Raw genomic sequence first — 15236 nt, 5'->3', positions numbered from 1 at the left:
CATCAAGGACGATTCACGCATGACCGAAGATCATCTGCCCGTTGGCCCCGCGGACGAGAACCGCCACCTGCCTACCCGCACCGACGGCGCTGCCGCGCACGGTCTCGGCCTGCATCGCGGCGGCACCGCGCTGGCGCTGGACATGCAGGAGGAGCGTCGCGACGACGACGAGATCGACCTGCTCGCCTACTGGCGCATCCTGGTCAAGCGCCGCCGCCTGATCGCCAGCGTTCTGGCCGGGGTGGTGGCGCTTGCGCTGCTGGTCACCCTGACGGCGACGCCGATCTATCGCGCCACCACCGTGCTGCAGTTGGAGAAGGACGGCATCCAGGTCGTGCAGGTGGACGGCATCCAGCCGGGCGACGATCGCGGCGGCTGGGATCCGGCCTTCCTGCAGACCCAGTACGAACTGCTCAAGAGCCGCTCGCTGGCTGAACGGGTGGCGAACGAGCTGAACCTGGACCAGGCCGCGCTGGACCGGCTCAACGATTCGGGCTGGCTGGGCCGCATGCTGGCGCTGTTGAAGCCGCAGTCGAAGCAGGATGCGAAAGCGATGGACGCCGCTGCGAACGCCAACGCGGTGGAAGAACTGCGCAGCGCCGCCACGATGATCGGCAACAGCCTGAGCATCGAACCGGTGCGCAACTCGCGGCTGGTGAAGCTCAATTTCGACAGTCCTTCGGCGCAGTTCTCGGCCAAGGTAGCCAACGCCATCGCCGAGGGCTACATCGCGTCCGGCCTTGAGCGTCGCTTCGGCGCGTCCTCGTACGCCAAGACCTACCTGGAAGACCAGCTCAAGCTGACCAAGGCCAAGCTGGAGGACTCCGAACGCAAGCTGGTCCAGTTTGCGCAGCAGGAGAACCTGGTCAACACCGGCGAGAACGGCCAGTCGCTGGCGGTGCAGAACCTGACCCAGCTCAACGCCGCACTGGCGGCGGCGCAGGACCAGCGCATCCGCGCGCAGGCGCGCTGGCGTCAGGCGTCGTCGGGCGCGATGCCGGCCGACATGATCGGCAATTCCAACATCCGCGTGCTGCAGCAGCAGAAGGGCCAGTTGCTGTCGCAATACCAGCTCAAGCTGCAGACCTTCAAGCCGGACTATCCGGAGATGCAGCAGCTCAAGAGCCAGATCGACGAGCTGGACCGCCAGGTCGCCAAGGAGATCTCGGGTGTGCGTGCCTCGGTCAAGGCGGAGTTCGACGCCGCCAGCGCGCAGGAACACATGCTGATGGGGCAGATCGCGGCGCTGCGCACGCAGGCGCTGGACGTCGACGGCCGCAGCATCCAGTACAACATCCTCAAGCGCGAAGTCGATACCAATCGCCAGCTCTACGACGGCCTGCTGCAGCGCTACAAGGAAGTCGGTGTGGCCGGCGACGTGCGCAGCAACAATATCTCGATCATCGATCGCGCCGAAGTGCCGCGCTGGCGATTCAAGCCGAACCTGCTGCTGAACCTCGCCATCGGCCTGCTGCTGGGCGCGATGCTGGGCGTGCTGGCGGCGTTCCTGCTGGAGTTCCTGGACGACACCATCAAGACCCCGGACGACGTCGAGCACAAGCTCAAGCTGCCGGTGCTGGGAATCATTCCGAAGCTGGGACCGAAGGAGAACCTGGCCGAGGTCGCCGCCGACCTGCAGTCCTCGTTCTCGGAGGCCTACCGCTCGGTGCGCACCGCGCTGCAGTTCGCCACCGACCACGGCGTGCCCAAGACGCTGCTGGTCACCAGCAGCGGCCCGGGCGAGGGCAAGTCGACCACCGCGCTGGCGCTGGCGCGCAACTTGACCCAGCTGGGCAAGCGCGTGCTGCTGGTCGACGCCGACCTGCGCAAGCCGTCGCTGCACAAGACTTTGGGGCTGCGTGCGGAATCCGGCCTCAGCCACTTGCTGGCGGGCGGCTGCTCGTTCAGCGCGGCCGTGCAGCAGACCGACGACGAGCGCCTGCACGTGATCCTGGCCGGCCCGCTGCCTCCGAATCCGGCGGAGCTGCTGTCCGGTTCCAAGCTGGTGTCCCTGCTCACCATCGGCACCGAGCGCTACGACCACGTCATCATCGACGGCCCGCCGGTGCTGGGTCTGGCCGACGCGCCGATCCTCTCGAACGCGATCGACGGCACCCTGCTGGTGGTCAACAGCGCCAAGACAAAAATCGGCGCCGCGCAGGCGGCGTTGAAGCGCCTGCTCGCAGCGCGCGCGCGCATCGTGGGCTGCCTGCTGACCAAGTACGACGCCCGCGCCGCCGGCTATGGCTACGGATATGGTTACGGCGGCGCGTATTCGTACTACACCTATGGCGACAAGCCGCGCTTGACCAAGAGCTGAGCCATGGGCGGCGCGATGGGGAGCGCGCTGGAGTGGGCCCTGGCGCTGCTGCAAGCGCCGGGCGAGCGGCATGTGCTGCGGCAGAAGCCGCTGCCGCAGGGCATGGAACTGCTCCTGGGCATTGCCGCCGGTGCGATGCCCGAAGCCTTGGCGGAAGCGTCGCGCCGGCTCGGGGAGCCGGAAAGCCGGCTGCGCGAAGCCGCCCGGTTCTATGCGCGCGAAGTGCTGTTCCATTCGCAGGCCGACGCCTACCGGGTGCTCGGCGTCGAGGCCGGCGCCAGCGGCGAACAGATCAAGACCCACCATCGCCTGCTGCAGCTGTGGTTGCATCCGGATCGGTCGCACAGCGAAGACGACGCGGTATTCGCCACGCGGGTGAATGCCGCCTGGAACCGCCTGCGCACACCCGATCGCCGCCAGGTCTATGACGAGGCGCTAAGGCAGCAGCGTCCGCCGGAAATTTTCGACAGCAATGGCGCCCTGCGCAGCGTGCGCGCGTGGATTCCGGAAGACGCCGCGGCCGCCGCGGCGCCGTCGCGCTGGCGTCGCCGTCTGCCGGTGCTGTTGCTGCTGGGTCTCTGCGGCGTGCTGGCGCTGCTGGCGCTGCGCGACATGGGGCATCCATCGGTGCAGTGGGAAGACGCTTCGCGTCCCGTTGCCGCGGTCGATGCGGAAGATCCGGAGCCGGATGTCCTGTCGTTGCCGGCGAAAGCGCCTGTGCCCGCAGCGGATGCCGTGCGTCCTGCAGCCCTCGGTTCCGCACCGGTGCGCATGGCTGCCCTTGGCGTGGTCGAGCCGCCGGCGTTGCCCGCGGATCTGGCTGAATCGCGATTGCCCGCCGGTATGCCTTCGAGCGTGACGGCTTCGCGTCCAGTCGAGGTAAGCAGGCCTGCGGCCACGATGGCCGCGCACAGGACATCGGCAGGAACCGAAGCACTTTGCGGCGTTGGCACCTGCATCAGTGAACCACCCGCGGAGGAGCCTTCTCCGCTGCCTGCATCGCCCAGCTTCGCCCGCATCCAGTCGGTCCGCCAGGCCGGCGACCAACTGTTGCGCTACATGCGCACGCCCACCATGGCCGCGCCGCCTATCTGGAGCAGTCCGGCCGTCGAGGCCAGCGCGGATCTCCTGCGCCGGCAGTTGCACGGTGCGGGGCGGGTGCGACTGGATGACGCGCAATGGCGGGTCGGCGGCGAGGAGGCGGTGCTGACCACGGGGCTTATCATGCGCGGCGACAACGCCGGCACCGGCCGGCTCATCGCCAGCCTGCAGTGGCGCGACGGCTACTGGCTGGTCACCGGATTGAGCATGGAACGCACGCAATGACCTCATGCTTTCGCGGTTCGCTGATCGCCATTCTGGCTGTACCGCTCCTGTTCGCCGGCTGGCGCGTGATCGGCCAGATGCAGGCGGAGCGTTACGCGCAAACCGAACCGGAGCGCGCCCTGCGCTGGCGTCCGAACGACCCGCGCGCGCTGCTGGCGCTGGCCGAGCGACAGCTGGCGCAAGGCGATGCCCCGGCTGCGCAGGTCACCGCCCGCCGTTTGCTGGCGCACGAACCCTTGCAGGGCGAGGCGTTCCGCATCCTGGCCGCCGCCAGCGACAAGCAGGGCGATCGCGCGCAGGCGTTCCGCCTCTACCGGATCGCCGCGCGCCGCGCGCCGCGAGACGTTCCCACCCGCGCCTGGCTCGCCCAGCGCTATCTGGAGCAGGGCGACTACGCGCAGGCGTTGGAGCAGATCGACAACCTGCTGCGGATGTCGCCGCAGAAAATCCGCGCCGTGACCCCGGTCCTGGTGCAGCTGGCGCAGGACCCGGCGTTCGCCGAGGCGCTGGCGGGAACGCTGCAGAGCGAGCCGCCGTGGCGGAACCGCGTGCTGGCCGCACTGCGGGATCCCAAGTCCGGCAACCCGCTGGCGGCCGGGCAGGTGATGCAGGCGCTGCAGGCCAACGACGGTCTGAGCAAAGACGAATACATGCGCTGGCTGGACAGCCTGATGGCGCAGGGACGCTGGGGCGAAGCCTATGCCCGTTGGGCGGGTAGGGCGGCCAAGCCGGACGGGCGGCTGCCGTTGCTCTACAACGGCGATTTCGCGCAGATGCCTTCCGACACGGGGTTCGACTGGCGCCGGCGGCGCGTGCCGGGAGTGCTGCTGCAATTCGAACCAGCGGCCGGCAGCGGTGGGCAGATCGCCTATCTGCAGTTCATCGGGCGGCGGATTCCGAGCGCGGGACTCGAGCAGGCGCTGATGCTGTCCCCCGGACGCTACCGATTGACGATGCGCGTTCGCGCGCAGGCGCTGCGCAGCGAAATGGGACTGCAATGGCAGGTGATCTGCGTCGGCCCGGCCCGCGTTGCGGGACGCAGCGATCCGATCGAAGGCAATTTCGGCTGGCGCGAGACCGCGATGGACTTCGTCATTCCGCCGACGGGCTGTCCGGGGCAGTGGCTGCGGTTGGTCAATCCGGTGCCCTCAGGAGCCGGACAGCTGGTAGTGGGCCAGTTGTGGCTGACGGCATTCACGCTGGCGCCACAAACCTGAACGCAAGTCCCGCAAAATCAGCTAGATAGCACTTGCGGTTGGATAGTAGCACTGCTAGTCTCACCCCACGCGTACCCCACGCAAAAGCACACCAAGGACGATTGCCATGACCAAGTTCGCTGCTGTTCTTCTTGCCGCCTCTGTGGCATTCGCTGCGCCCGCTTTCGCGCAGGACCAGAACGTCACTCTGCAGATCGATTCCGGTTCGGTCATGGCCAGCGCCGGCGGCGACTATGCCTCCGCCAGCAACGGCCAAGCGCTGGCCTCGGGCCAGAAGATCATGGTCAACGAAGGCTCTTCGGCCACGCTGGTCTACGGCAACGGCTGCAAGATGCAGCTGAGCCAGCCGGGCGTCTACACCGTTCCGAGCCAGTGCAACGCGGTCGCTTCTAATGGCAGCGGCGGCACCAACGGCACCAACGCCGCCATCATCGTCGGCGCCGCCGCGGTGGTCGGTGCGTTGATCAGCAACGAAGAGAATAGCCCTGTCGGCCCGCTGAGCACCGGCATCCGTCACTTCTGATTGTCGGGCGCGCTTTGCGCGTCGCGTTCGAGAAAAGCAGGGCAGGTCTTGGACCTGCCCTGTTTCGTTTCTGCCGCCAGTCAAGCGCCGCCAGACGATGACATTGACGATGTTCGAAACCGCCCGCCGCCTGCTGCTGCCTGCCCTGTCCGTCCTGTTGATCGCCTGCTGGCTCGGCGGCGGCGTGACCGCGGACGACACCTCCGTCGATGAATGGCTGCAGCTGCTAGCGCTGCCGGTCTTGCTGCTGGCGGCGATGGTGCTTGCCGATGGGGGTGTGCCGCGCCCCGTGCGCTGGGGCATCGCCCTCGTTTCCCTGATCGCATTGGTGCCCGTGCTGCAGCTGTTGCCATTGCCGGCAGGCATATGGGCGGTACCCGAGGCGCGCCAAGCGTTAGTTGCCGATCTGGTGCAGATCGGCGCCGATGTCGCGCCGCATTGGAGTTTGGCGCCTTCCGCCACAGAACATGCCCTGTGGGCGCTGCTCCCGGCCCTGGCGACATTCCTTGCGGCTGCCGCATTGCCGAACCAGCAGCGGCGCCGGCTGCTGCAAGCGCTGGTTCTGCTGGTGCTGTGCAACGTCCTGTTCGCCTTTTTCCAGGCGGGTTTGCCGCGCGACAGCAGCCTGCGCCTGTACCAGGATTTCAACGCCGGTTTCGGTGGCCTGCTCGCCAACACCAATCACCAGGCAACGGCCTGCATCATCGGCATGGCGCTGGCCGTGGGGCTGGCCGCGGAGGCCCGCCTGCGCGCCCGTCGCGGCGAAACCCATTCGCATCGGCGCTGGTGGTATCTCGCCTTGGCGGCGATGTTCCTGTTGATGGTGCCGCTCTCCACCTCCCGTGCCGGCATGGCGATCGCGTTGCCCGTGCTGGCCTTGGCGCTGGTGCTGACCGGCACGCTGCGCCTCGGGATGATCGGGCGCAGCAAGCGCGCCACTGCAGTGGCACTGGGGCTTGCGGTGTTGGCAATCGTCGGCGTGCGCGCCGCGATGGGCTGGATGGCAGTGGACCAGGCGGAAGAGCTGCGCCATATCATGGCCACCACCACCGCGGCGGCCGGCCAGGCGGAAGCCCCGCTGGGCGGCGGCGTGGGCAGCTTCGTGCAGATCTTCGCGCAGGCCGCGCCCGCGCAACTGCGGATGGCCAGCTACGTCAACCACGCCCACAACGAATATGCGCAATGGTGGCTGGAGGCCGGCTGGCTGGGCATGGTGGTATTGGCGCTGGCCTTGGCGTTGCTGGCGACCGCCGGCTGGCGCATCGTGCGCAGCGAGGGGCGCAGCGCCGTTTTGGCCGCTGCCTGCCTTGCGTCGATCTGTGCGGTGCTGGCGCATTCCTGGGCAGACTATCCGCTGCGCACGATCACCCTGATGGCGACCACCGGTGCATTGGGCGGCTTGATGCTGGCGAGCCTGGCCGATGCGCGCGAGCGCAAGGCATGCAGCCGCCGCAGCTGATTGGCAATCCACGAGGCGTCGTGGCTTGCCACGGCGGCCGATGCGCAGTAAGTTGTGATCCACTGTTCAACGGATGAACGCAGCGCGCCGATGCCCCAGAAGACCGCCGACGAACTCAGCGTGGCCATCCTGCGGCGCCTGGCGGACTCCCCGCAGGCCAGCCAGCGCGAATTGGCGCGCGATACCGGCGTCTCGCTGGGCAAGATCAACTACGCACTGCGCGCCCTGATCGACAAGGGCTGGGTGAAAGCCGGCAACTTCAGCCGCAATCCCAACAAACTCGGCTACGCCTATCTGCTGACGCCCAGCGGGATCGACGCGAAGGTGACCCTGACCCGCAACTTCCTGGCCCGCAAGATGCGCGAGTACGACCGCCTGCGCGCCGAAATCGAATTCCTGCGGCAGGAACTGGATGCGAACCCGAACCTAGGACCACCATCCGCAGCGCAGCAGCCTTCCGGATCGACCAAGAGAACAACGGAATGACGCAACTACAGGACGCCCGCATCGCCATCATCGGATTAGGCTATGTCGGCCTGCCGCTGGCGGTGGAATTCGGCAAGATCTATACCACCGTGGGTTTCGACATCAACGTCGCCCGCATCGCGGAGCTGCGGGAAGGCCGGGACAGCACGCTGGAAGTGGAGCCCGAGCTGCTGGTGCAGGCCGCCCGGCTGTCCTTCACCGACCGGCTGGATGATATCGCCGGCTGCAACCTCTACATCGTCACCGTTCCCACGCCCATCGACACCGCCAAGCGCCCGGACCTGACCCCGCTGGTCAAGGCCAGCGAAGCCATAGGCAGCGTGCTCAAGCCCGGCAACACCGTGGTGTACGAATCCACCGTCTATCCCGGCTGCACCGAGGAAATCTGCATCCCCGTGCTGGAACGCGTCTCCGGCCTGCGGTTCAACGTGGATTTCTTCGCCGGCTATTCTCCGGAGCGCATCAATCCCGGCGACAAGGAACACCGCGTCACTACCATCAAGAAAGTGACGTCCGGCTCCACCCCGGAGACTGCCGAGCTCGTGGATGCCCTGTACGCCAGCATCATCACCGCCGGCACTCACAAGGCGCCCACCATCAAGGTGGCCGAAGCCGCCAAGGTGATCGAAAACACCCAGCGCGACCTCAATATCGCCTTGGTCAACGACCTGGCCATCCTGTTCAACAAACTGGGCATCGACACCTTGGACGTGCTGGAAGCCGCCGGCACCAAGTGGAACTTCCTGCCGTTCCGTCCCGGCTTGGTGGGCGGCCACTGCATCAGTGTGGATCCCTACTACCTGACCCACAAGGCGCAGGAAGTGGGCCATCACCCGCAGGTCATCTTGGCCGGCCGCCGCACCAACGACGGCATGGGCGCCTATGTGGCCGACCAGGTCATCAAGCTGATGGTGCGCAAGGGAATCAACCCGGTAAATGCCTGCATCCTAATTCTGGGTCTGGCCTTCAAGGAAAACTGCCCGGACCTGCGCAATACGCGGGTGGTGGATATCGTTGCTGCCCTGCAGGGCTACAACGCCCGTGTGGACGTGCATGACCCTTGGGTGGATAAGGCCGAAGCGCAGCACGAATATGGCATCACGCCAATTGCAACACCGGAGCAAGGCGACTACGACGCGGTCGTGCTTGCTGTCAGTCACAGCCAATTCTGCGCGCTAGGAGCTGCGGGCGCGCGCGCGTTCGGAAAGCCGAAGTCGGTGCTGTACGACGTCAAATCCGTATTGCCGAAGGAAGCTGTAGATGGCCGGCTGTGAGCCAGGTTCCGCGCGGGAGGTGCTGAGGGCGTTATTTGTCTTTGGAACCCGGCCTGAGGCGATTAAGTTGGCGCCGTTGTATCTGGCGCTCGCGGAGGATCCGAGGTTCGAGGCCAGGCTTTGCGTCACCGGCCAGCATCGCGAGATGCTGGATCAGGTTCTGGCGTTGTTCGGAATGATCCCGGACTACGACTTGAGCGTCATGAGGGATGGCCAAGGGCTCATGGAGCTCGGATCATCGATCCTCGCGGGGATGGAAGGCGTGATCCGCGACTGCGAGCCGGACGTTCTCCTGGTCCATGGGGATACCACGACCACGCTGCTCGGGGCTCTTGCGGGCTATTACGCGCGGATTCCCATCGCGCACGTCGAGGCGGGACTGCGGAGCGGCGATCCGTATTCGCCTTGGCCTGAAGAAGGAAACAGGAGGGCGGTAGGTTCGCTCGCGAAATTCCACTTTGCGCCCACTCCCGGAGCTCGCGACAACCTGCTGCGCGAAGGCATCGGCGGGAGCGACGTCTTCGTCACGGGGAATACCGTTATCGACGCGCTGCTCGAGGTGCGCTCCAGGATCGCTTCGAATGTCGAGATTCAGCGAAATCTCGATGCAAGATTCGCATTCCTGTCGGGCTACGAAAAGCTGGTTCTGGTGACGGGCCATCGTCGCGAGAATTTCGGGCCGGGCTTCGAGGGCATCTGCCGCGGCATCGCCAGGATCGCCGCCGAGTTCCCTCGCGTCGGCGTCGTGTATCCGGTGCATCTCAATCCGAGCGTCAGGAAGCCGGTGATGAGTACCTTGGCCGGCAAGTCGAATATCCATCTCATCGAACCGCTGGACTATGCCGCATTCGTCCGGCTCATGGACAAGTGTGCGCTGGTGCTCACGGATTCCGGCGGGATACAGGAAGAGGCGCCATCGCTCGGCAAGCCGGTACTGGTCATGCGCGACACGACCGAGCGTCCTGAGGCATTGCAGGCAGGGACGGCAAAGCTGGTGGGGACGGACGAGCAGCGCATCGCCGAGGCCGTGGGACTGCTCCTGACCGATGAAAAGGAGTTTTCGCGGATGAGTCATGGTGCAAACCCGTACGGGGACGGGCTCGCCAGCATCCGTATTCGAGACGTGCTCCTGTCGATGCGGAAGCGATAGGTCGTGTCGTTCGCCCTGGCCCTCAAGCGTGCGGTCCTTGCGCGTCGCAGCGGAGGGCTTCAATTGCTCCTGATGTACCTGTCCCAGGCCATCAATGCCGTATTTCCGCTGTTGATCGCGCCATTGGTGGTCCGGAAGGCCGGTGTGCCAGAATTCGGCTCCTACAGCCTCATGCTCGTCGCGTCGCAAGCGGCCTTGTTGGTGTCCGAGTATTCTTTCGACGCCGTCGGGCCTAGATTGCTTGCGGCCAAACCCAGGAATGTCGCGGAATCGGACATCGGCAGGGCGGTGCTGCGAAACAAGCTGGCGTTGTTCCCCTTGGCCCTCTTGGTGTGGATCTCGGGTTGCGTGATGCTTCGCATCGAGATCACGCTCCCGGCTTTTGCGGGAGGCGTACTTGTGTTGCTTGGAACAGCGCTGCAGGCCAACTGGTATCTGGTCGCGACTCATCGCGCGAAATACGTTGCGATTTTCAACCTCTTGGGGCGCCTCGTCGCGCTCACGCTGATCGTGGCTGCGCTGTCCTTGAAGCTTGGCCCGGGCTGGCTGCTGTTCGGGACCGGCGCTGGCATGTTCGCGGCGGGCGCCGTGGTTTCCGTCAAGACGCTCGGCTTCCAGACACGTACATCGCTGATGCCATCCGTGTCGCTGCTCGGCCAGGGTCGAAGCGCGTTCCTCGCGACTGCAGGCGCATCCTTGCAGAATCTCGTGGGCGTAGGGCTGGCCGGAATGCTGGGTGGAGCATCCGGCGCTGGCGCATACGCAGCAACTGACCGGATCGCAAGGAGCGCCAGTGGGTCGCTCAAGCCATTTTTCCTGACGATTTACCCGCGCATGGCCAAGATGCACGTGGACTCTCCAGCCAAGGCCACGAGATTGGCGGCCCTGATGGCGGCGATCTGGCTGATTGCCGCAGCGCCGCTGGTATTGGCAACATATCTATGGGGAGAGAAGCTCCTCCTTTTGCTGTACGGTCAGCCCATCCCGGGAGCGGCGCCTATCCTTACCATCCTTGTAGGCTGGCTGGCCTTCGGCGTGGCCAATAATTTCCTCGGAATCCAGGGCCTGCTGGCGGGAGGCCGGGATCGCCAGTATCTGCATGCGATATGGAGCGGACTCGCTATGACGGCGTTGTTTGCGGGGGCATGCCTGCTTCTGCGGCTCCCGGTAGTCGATGCTGCCCTGGCTGTTCTCGTTGGCGAGGCCGTAGTGTTTGTCGCGCTGGCCTTGAAGTTCTGGAATATGCGATGAGGACGTTCCGAATCACGCCGGCGTGGGTGCTCGTTGCTGCCTGGGCCATTCCCTTCTTCCAGCTTGCCAGCGGAGTGTTCGGTGACAGCCAGCGCGGCCGGATCAGCCTCACGGCGGCTGCGATCTGCACCTTGGCACTGATTGCCACGCTGTTCGGCTGTTTTGTAGGGAAGGGAGTGGACGTCGGCCCTGCGCGCGACCTGCCGGCTCGGGTCCGAAGCCATCAGGTTGCGTTGGTAGCGCTCCTGGGGGTCGGCGTGATTGGGGCGATCCTGGCCGTTCGAGCCTGGTATGGCATGGGCATCGATGTGTTCTCCGGCGCGGGCGACACGTTGTACCAGATGAACGTGAGATATTCGCAAGAAGGCGATTTCATCGGCGGCGCAGCGGGACGGCTATACGCTTCAATTCCGATATTCTTGTTCTTTTGCCTCTATTGCCTGAAGCGCGGCGTTCTGAGCAAGCGTGCGACAGGGTTGCTGGTGATGGTTGCCTTGGTGCTGATGATATCGCCCAGGCGGTCTATGATATTCACGTCGTGCATCGCCGCGGCCTTCCTGCACTTGCAAGGCAAGGACATCAGGGTAGGGCGGGCCATCCAGTTGCTGGCCGGAGTGGTGGTCGTCTTTGCTGCCTACTTCGGTTATACGCAATTCAAGCTTGGGAAAATCTCCGAATTTTCGGTGGCTGCAGTATTCGAGGCCCTCTCGTATTACCTGAATTCGAGTGTGTTTGTGATGAGCGAGCTGCTCCATACGGCCCATTTTGAGGATACCTGGATCTTCTTGAACCTTCCTGCCAGAGCGATCAATTACATTTTTCATTCGAACCTGGCGGTTGATCTCTCGGTGCCTTTCGTCTATGTCCCGGAGCCCGCCAACACGGTTCCGAGTTATTACTATTTCTACAAGTCGTCGGGATACATCGGTGTCGTCGTGATCTCGTTCCTGCAGGGGTTTGTTGCTTCTTATGCCATGCGCAAGTTTGCGGCGAGGCCGACTTTTTTTTGGGCCGTCGTGTCGTCCATGATGCTGACTACCTTGGTCCTCAGTGTGCGCGAAAACGTTCTTTTCTCTTACGATTTCGCTTGGTGGGTGGCCATCGCGGCTGGCATGAGCATCATCCTGACGAAACGGTTCAGATTCAAATGAGGGTTCTATTTCTTTCCGCGGCTGCGCCGCCGTCGGCGGGCTCGCATGCCACGCGCGTTGCGGCATTCGTGGAGGCGCTCCACAAGGACGGCCACGAGACCGTACTTCTGACGTGCAAGTGGCCACGGCCGCTTGAGGAAAGTTCGGCGCTTTTCGCGCGCACGAAGCTGTCGGCCCGGGTCGTGGCGTTGCCCGGAGGCATGCTTCGCGCGGTCGCCGATGGCGCGAGGAACCGCGCGGCCGGTGGCATCGGGAAGGGCATCTATCGTCGATTGCGGAAAATCGCATTGCGCCTGTGCATTCCCGATACTTTCATACTGTGGGTTCCGCGCGCAGTGGCGTGCGGCATTCAATTGGGTCGTCGCAGCGCGTTCGACGTCGTCGTTTCCAGCGGGGCGCCATTCTCCTCGCATGTCGCAGCGTCACTTTTGTCGATGATCCTCCGCATTCCGCTTGCCCTCGACTATGGAGATCCCTGGGTTTACGAGCCCGGGCGGCGACGGACGGGCCTTCGGCTGGTTGTGGAAAGGTGGATCGAGCGAAAGGTGATTGCCCGTGCGCGTGTCATCTACGTGACGACCGATGAGACCAAGAGCCTGTACCAAGAGCGCTTCCGGGTTGATGAGGAGCGAGTAGTTGTTGCTTCCATGGGGTACGACCCCTCCGATTTTTCTGAGATCCCTGCGCATGGTCCGCCGGGGCCGCGGGTTTTTGTGTATGCGGGCAAGGTCAACGACGAATACCGATCCCTGGATGGGTTGGCTGCGTTCATGAGAGGCCTCGAATCCGGAGGGGTTTCCTTCAAGGTCTTGTTTTTCGGATCGGGGCCAAAAGTCGAGCAGGAGCTCGGCGACTATGTGCGTCGCGGGCTTGTCGAATCGCGGGGCAGCCTCGACCATCCTGATTACGTGCGGGAGCTGCGCAGCGCCCATGCCAATATCATCCTTGGGAACAGTAGCGACGTTCAGGTGCCGGGAAAGGTGGCGAACTGCTTGGCTGCCCGTCGCCCGATAGCCTATTTTCCCAACATGGACGATTTGTCGCGTGATCCAACGCTTGCCCTGTTGCGTCGGGGCGTCTTGCGCGGTTTGCACGTTCATGGCGTCGACGACTTCACGCTCGTCGCATGGGCGCGCAAGGACGAATGCACGCTGGACCAGCATGTACTCGACCAGATTTCTTGGCCGGTAGTTGGTGCCAAGTTTGTGGATGGACTGGAAAGGGCTTGCGTTTCATGAGAGTCCTCGCGCTCACCCGTTATGGCCGCCTTGGGGCGAGTAGCAGGCTGCGGACCTTCCAGTACCTGCCCTTGTATCGTGAGGCCGGCATTGACGTGGAAGCCTGCCCGCTTTTTTCGGACCGGTACGTCGAATCGCTCTATCGCGGCCGTGCGTCCGTCCGCGAAGTGGCGCAGGGATATGCGCGACGCTGCGCGTCGCTCATGCGATCGAAGCAGTACGACCTTGTCTGGATCGAGAAGGAAGCCTTGCCGTGGATCCCGTTCGCGATGGAAAGCGCGTTGCTTGGGCGCGACACCAAGATCGTTCTTGATTACGACGATGCGGTATTCCATCGCTATGAGCACCACCCGTCCAGACTCGTGCGGGCTCTGCTGGGCACGAAGCTGGGCAGGTTGATGTCGCGCGCATGCCTGGTCGTCGCGGGCAACGACTACTTGGCCGAGTATTCGTCCCGCTACGCTGCTCGTGTGGCCGTCGTTCCCACCGTGGTCGACCTGGAACGATATGCGCTGGAGTCCCGCCAGCGCGGCGACCGTAAGCCGGTGACCGTCGGATGGATCGGTTCTCCGTCCACGGCGCATTATCTCAGGATGGTGTATGCGCCGCTTCGCGAGATCAAGAAACGGCACGGCATCAGATGCATCGCGGTCGGCGCGCGCCCCGACCAGTTGGCGGGCGGACCCTTCGAGGCCGCTCCCTGGTCGGAAGCGGTAGAGGTTGGCTCGATCCAGGCATTCGACATCGGGATCATGCCGCTGTTGGACACGCCGTGGGAGCGGGGGAAGTGCGCCTACAAGATCGTCCAGTACATGGGGTGCGGGCTTCCCGTGGTCGCGTCGGCGGTCGGAGCGAATGCCTCCGTGGTGCAGGAAGGAACTTCGGGTTTCCTGGCGACGGACTCGGAAAATTGGATGTCCTCGCTGGAGCGACTGATCGTCGATGCGCGGCTTCGTCGCGAATTCGGCGATAACGGCCGCTCGATCGTCGAACGGCGATATTCGCTGCAGGCCCAAGGCGGGCGCATGATCGAGCTTCTTCGAGGCATCGCTAGGACCAAGGAAGTTCAGAGCACCTAATGAATACCATCGCAAGGTTTTTTTCGTGGCAGGTACGGATCTCGCGCTCCATCGACAGGGCCCTGTTTGGGGAAATGGCTGTTGATGGCAATTCCGCGTTCTGTGATTTGCTCCGACATGAGGACTTCCGCGAAGTCGCACTCGCCGAGGTGGGAGGGGGGAAGAGCCCATTTTTCGACGCTGCCGAAGTCGCAGGCCGGGGCTTGTCGGTGACGGGGATCGATCTTGACGCGGATGAGCTTGGGCGCGCTCCGCGTGGCGCATATGCCCGCACGATCATCGGGCCCATCGAGCGGGTCATCGGGGAGGGGACCATGACGTCGTGATTGCCCAGTCGGTGCTTGAGCATGTTTTTGACGGGAAGCTGGCTGCCAAGGGTATCGGAGCGCTCCTCAAGCCGGGCGGCAGCGTGTATACGTTCTGCCCCTGCAAGCGCGCGATGTTTGCCCGCCTCAATCTTTTACTCCCGGAGGCGGTCAAGCGGTGGTTACTTTTCTTCGTTTTCCCAGCGAAGCGGGAGAAGCAGGGATTCCCGGCCTTCTATGATGGGTGCAGTCCCGAGGAAATGATCCGGAACATGACCGACGCGGGTATTGAGCCGGTGGAAGTCCGCTACTTTTTCGTAAGTTCCTACTTCATGTTTGCCGTTCCGGTCTACTTAGTGTGGCGATTGATCACGTTTCCGTTCATGAAGCTTTGGCCGCATAGGTATTGCGAGACCTTCATTTTCATTGGGCGCAAGGCAGCTTGCGGCTAGCGTTC

14 protein-coding genes are annotated in these 15236 nt (G+C 64.2%); all 14 read left to right on the top strand.

Features of this window, described 5'->3' with window-relative positions:
* The first annotated feature begins 19 nt into the window (after nt 1-19).
* The 14 genes from H9L17_RS02075 to H9L17_RS02010 all read left to right on the top strand — a co-directional run bounded on the left by H9L17_RS02075 (nt 20) and on the right by H9L17_RS02010 (nt 15231).
* Nucleotides 20-2320 carry a GumC family protein gene (locus H9L17_RS02075; RefSeq protein ID WP_187570729.1) on the top strand — a complete coding sequence of 767 codons (2301 nt, stop codon included), beginning with the start codon at nt 20-22 and terminating at the stop codon, nt 2318-2320.
* Nucleotides 2321-2323: 3 nt separating this feature from the next.
* Nucleotides 2324-3646 (top strand): J domain-containing protein, encoded by a 1323-nt coding sequence (locus H9L17_RS02070; protein WP_187570728.1) that lies wholly within the window; start codon nt 2324-2326, stop codon nt 3644-3646.
* A complete protein-coding gene (locus tag H9L17_RS02065) occupies nt 3643-4863 on the top strand; it encodes a tetratricopeptide repeat protein (protein WP_187570727.1) in 1221 nt (406 codons plus the stop codon). Before H9L17_RS02070 ends, H9L17_RS02065 begins: the two co-directional genes overlap by 4 nt.
* A gap of 106 nt (nt 4864-4969) precedes the next feature.
* A complete protein-coding gene (locus H9L17_RS02060) occupies nt 4970-5386 on the top strand; it encodes a hypothetical protein (protein WP_187570726.1) in 417 nt (138 codons plus the stop codon).
* 109 nt (nt 5387-5495) lie between these two features.
* A complete protein-coding gene (locus tag H9L17_RS02055) occupies nt 5496-6845 on the top strand; it encodes an O-antigen ligase family protein (RefSeq protein WP_187570725.1) in 1350 nt (449 codons plus the stop codon).
* Between the two features lie 90 nt (nt 6846-6935).
* On the top strand, nt 6936-7331 hold the full coding sequence (locus tag H9L17_RS02050; protein WP_187570724.1) for a MarR family EPS-associated transcriptional regulator: 396 nt from the start codon (nt 6936-6938) through the stop codon (nt 7329-7331).
* Nucleotides 7328-8605 (top strand): Vi polysaccharide biosynthesis UDP-N-acetylglucosamine C-6 dehydrogenase TviB, encoded by a 1278-nt coding sequence (tviB, locus tag H9L17_RS02045; RefSeq protein ID WP_187570723.1) that lies wholly within the window; start codon nt 7328-7330, stop codon nt 8603-8605. The genes H9L17_RS02050 and tviB overlap by 4 nt, the downstream gene beginning before the upstream one ends.
* Nucleotides 8606-8672: 67 nt before the next feature.
* Nucleotides 8673-9755 (top strand): non-hydrolyzing UDP-N-acetylglucosamine 2-epimerase, encoded by a 1083-nt coding sequence (gene wecB, locus H9L17_RS02040; RefSeq protein ID WP_343044053.1) that lies wholly within the window; start codon nt 8673-8675, stop codon nt 9753-9755.
* A 3-nt stretch (nt 9756-9758) separates the two neighbouring features.
* On the top strand, nt 9759-11006 hold the full coding sequence (locus H9L17_RS02035) for a lipopolysaccharide biosynthesis protein (protein WP_187570722.1): 1248 nt from the start codon (nt 9759-9761) through the stop codon (nt 11004-11006).
* Nucleotides 11003-12157, top strand: a complete 1155-nt coding sequence (locus tag H9L17_RS02030) for an O-antigen polymerase (RefSeq protein WP_187570721.1) — start codon at nt 11003-11005, stop codon at nt 12155-12157. The genes H9L17_RS02035 and H9L17_RS02030 overlap by 4 nt, the downstream gene beginning before the upstream one ends.
* Nucleotides 12097-13395: a glycosyltransferase gene (locus tag H9L17_RS02025; RefSeq protein WP_187570720.1), complete on the top strand. Its 1299-nt coding sequence runs from the start codon at nt 12097-12099 to the stop codon at nt 13393-13395. Before H9L17_RS02030 ends, H9L17_RS02025 begins: the two co-directional genes overlap by 61 nt.
* Nucleotides 13392-14474: a glycosyltransferase family 4 protein gene (locus H9L17_RS02020; RefSeq protein WP_187570719.1), complete on the top strand. Its 1083-nt coding sequence runs from the start codon at nt 13392-13394 to the stop codon at nt 14472-14474. Before H9L17_RS02025 ends, H9L17_RS02020 begins: the two co-directional genes overlap by 4 nt.
* Entirely contained in the window at nt 14474-14800 is a 327-nt protein-coding gene (locus H9L17_RS02015) for a hypothetical protein (RefSeq protein ID WP_187570718.1), read from the top strand. The genes H9L17_RS02020 and H9L17_RS02015 overlap by 1 nt, the downstream gene beginning before the upstream one ends.
* Nucleotides 14797-15231 carry a hypothetical protein gene (locus H9L17_RS02010; RefSeq protein WP_187570717.1) on the top strand — a complete coding sequence of 145 codons (435 nt, stop codon included), beginning with the start codon at nt 14797-14799 and terminating at the stop codon, nt 15229-15231. Before H9L17_RS02015 ends, H9L17_RS02010 begins: the two co-directional genes overlap by 4 nt.
* Nucleotides 15232-15236 lie beyond the last annotated feature (5 nt).

The organism is Thermomonas brevis (genome assembly GCF_014395425.1).
GTDB classification, from domain to species: domain Bacteria; phylum Pseudomonadota; class Gammaproteobacteria; order Xanthomonadales; family Xanthomonadaceae; genus Thermomonas; species Thermomonas brevis.
This window is presented reverse-complemented; position numbering and strand designations above follow the sequence as displayed.

What these genes read in the sequence shown, in the direction of transcription:
- H9L17_RS02015 (WP_187570718.1), top strand. Translation starts at nt 14,474, where the DNA reads ATGAATACCATCGCAAGGTTTTTTTCGTGGCAGGTACGGATCTCGCGC.
- H9L17_RS02065 (WP_187570727.1), top strand. Translation starts at nt 3,643, where the DNA reads ATGACCTCATGCTTTCGCGGTTCGCTGATCGCCATTCTGGCTGTACCG.
- H9L17_RS02075 (WP_187570729.1), top strand. Translation starts at nt 20, where the DNA reads ATGACCGAAGATCATCTGCCCGTTGGCCCCGCGGACGAGAACCGCCAC.
- H9L17_RS02020 (WP_187570719.1), top strand. Translation starts at nt 13,392, where the DNA reads ATGAGAGTCCTCGCGCTCACCCGTTATGGCCGCCTTGGGGCGAGTAGC.
- H9L17_RS02060 (WP_187570726.1), top strand. Translation starts at nt 4,970, where the DNA reads ATGACCAAGTTCGCTGCTGTTCTTCTTGCCGCCTCTGTGGCATTCGCT.
- H9L17_RS02030 (WP_187570721.1), top strand. Translation starts at nt 11,003, where the DNA reads ATGAGGACGTTCCGAATCACGCCGGCGTGGGTGCTCGTTGCTGCCTGG.
- tviB (WP_187570723.1), top strand. Translation starts at nt 7,328, where the DNA reads ATGACGCAACTACAGGACGCCCGCATCGCCATCATCGGATTAGGCTAT.
- H9L17_RS02050 (WP_187570724.1), top strand. Translation starts at nt 6,936, where the DNA reads ATGCCCCAGAAGACCGCCGACGAACTCAGCGTGGCCATCCTGCGGCGC.
- H9L17_RS02070 (WP_187570728.1), top strand. Translation starts at nt 2,324, where the DNA reads ATGGGCGGCGCGATGGGGAGCGCGCTGGAGTGGGCCCTGGCGCTGCTG.
- H9L17_RS02055 (WP_187570725.1), top strand. Translation starts at nt 5,496, where the DNA reads ATGTTCGAAACCGCCCGCCGCCTGCTGCTGCCTGCCCTGTCCGTCCTG.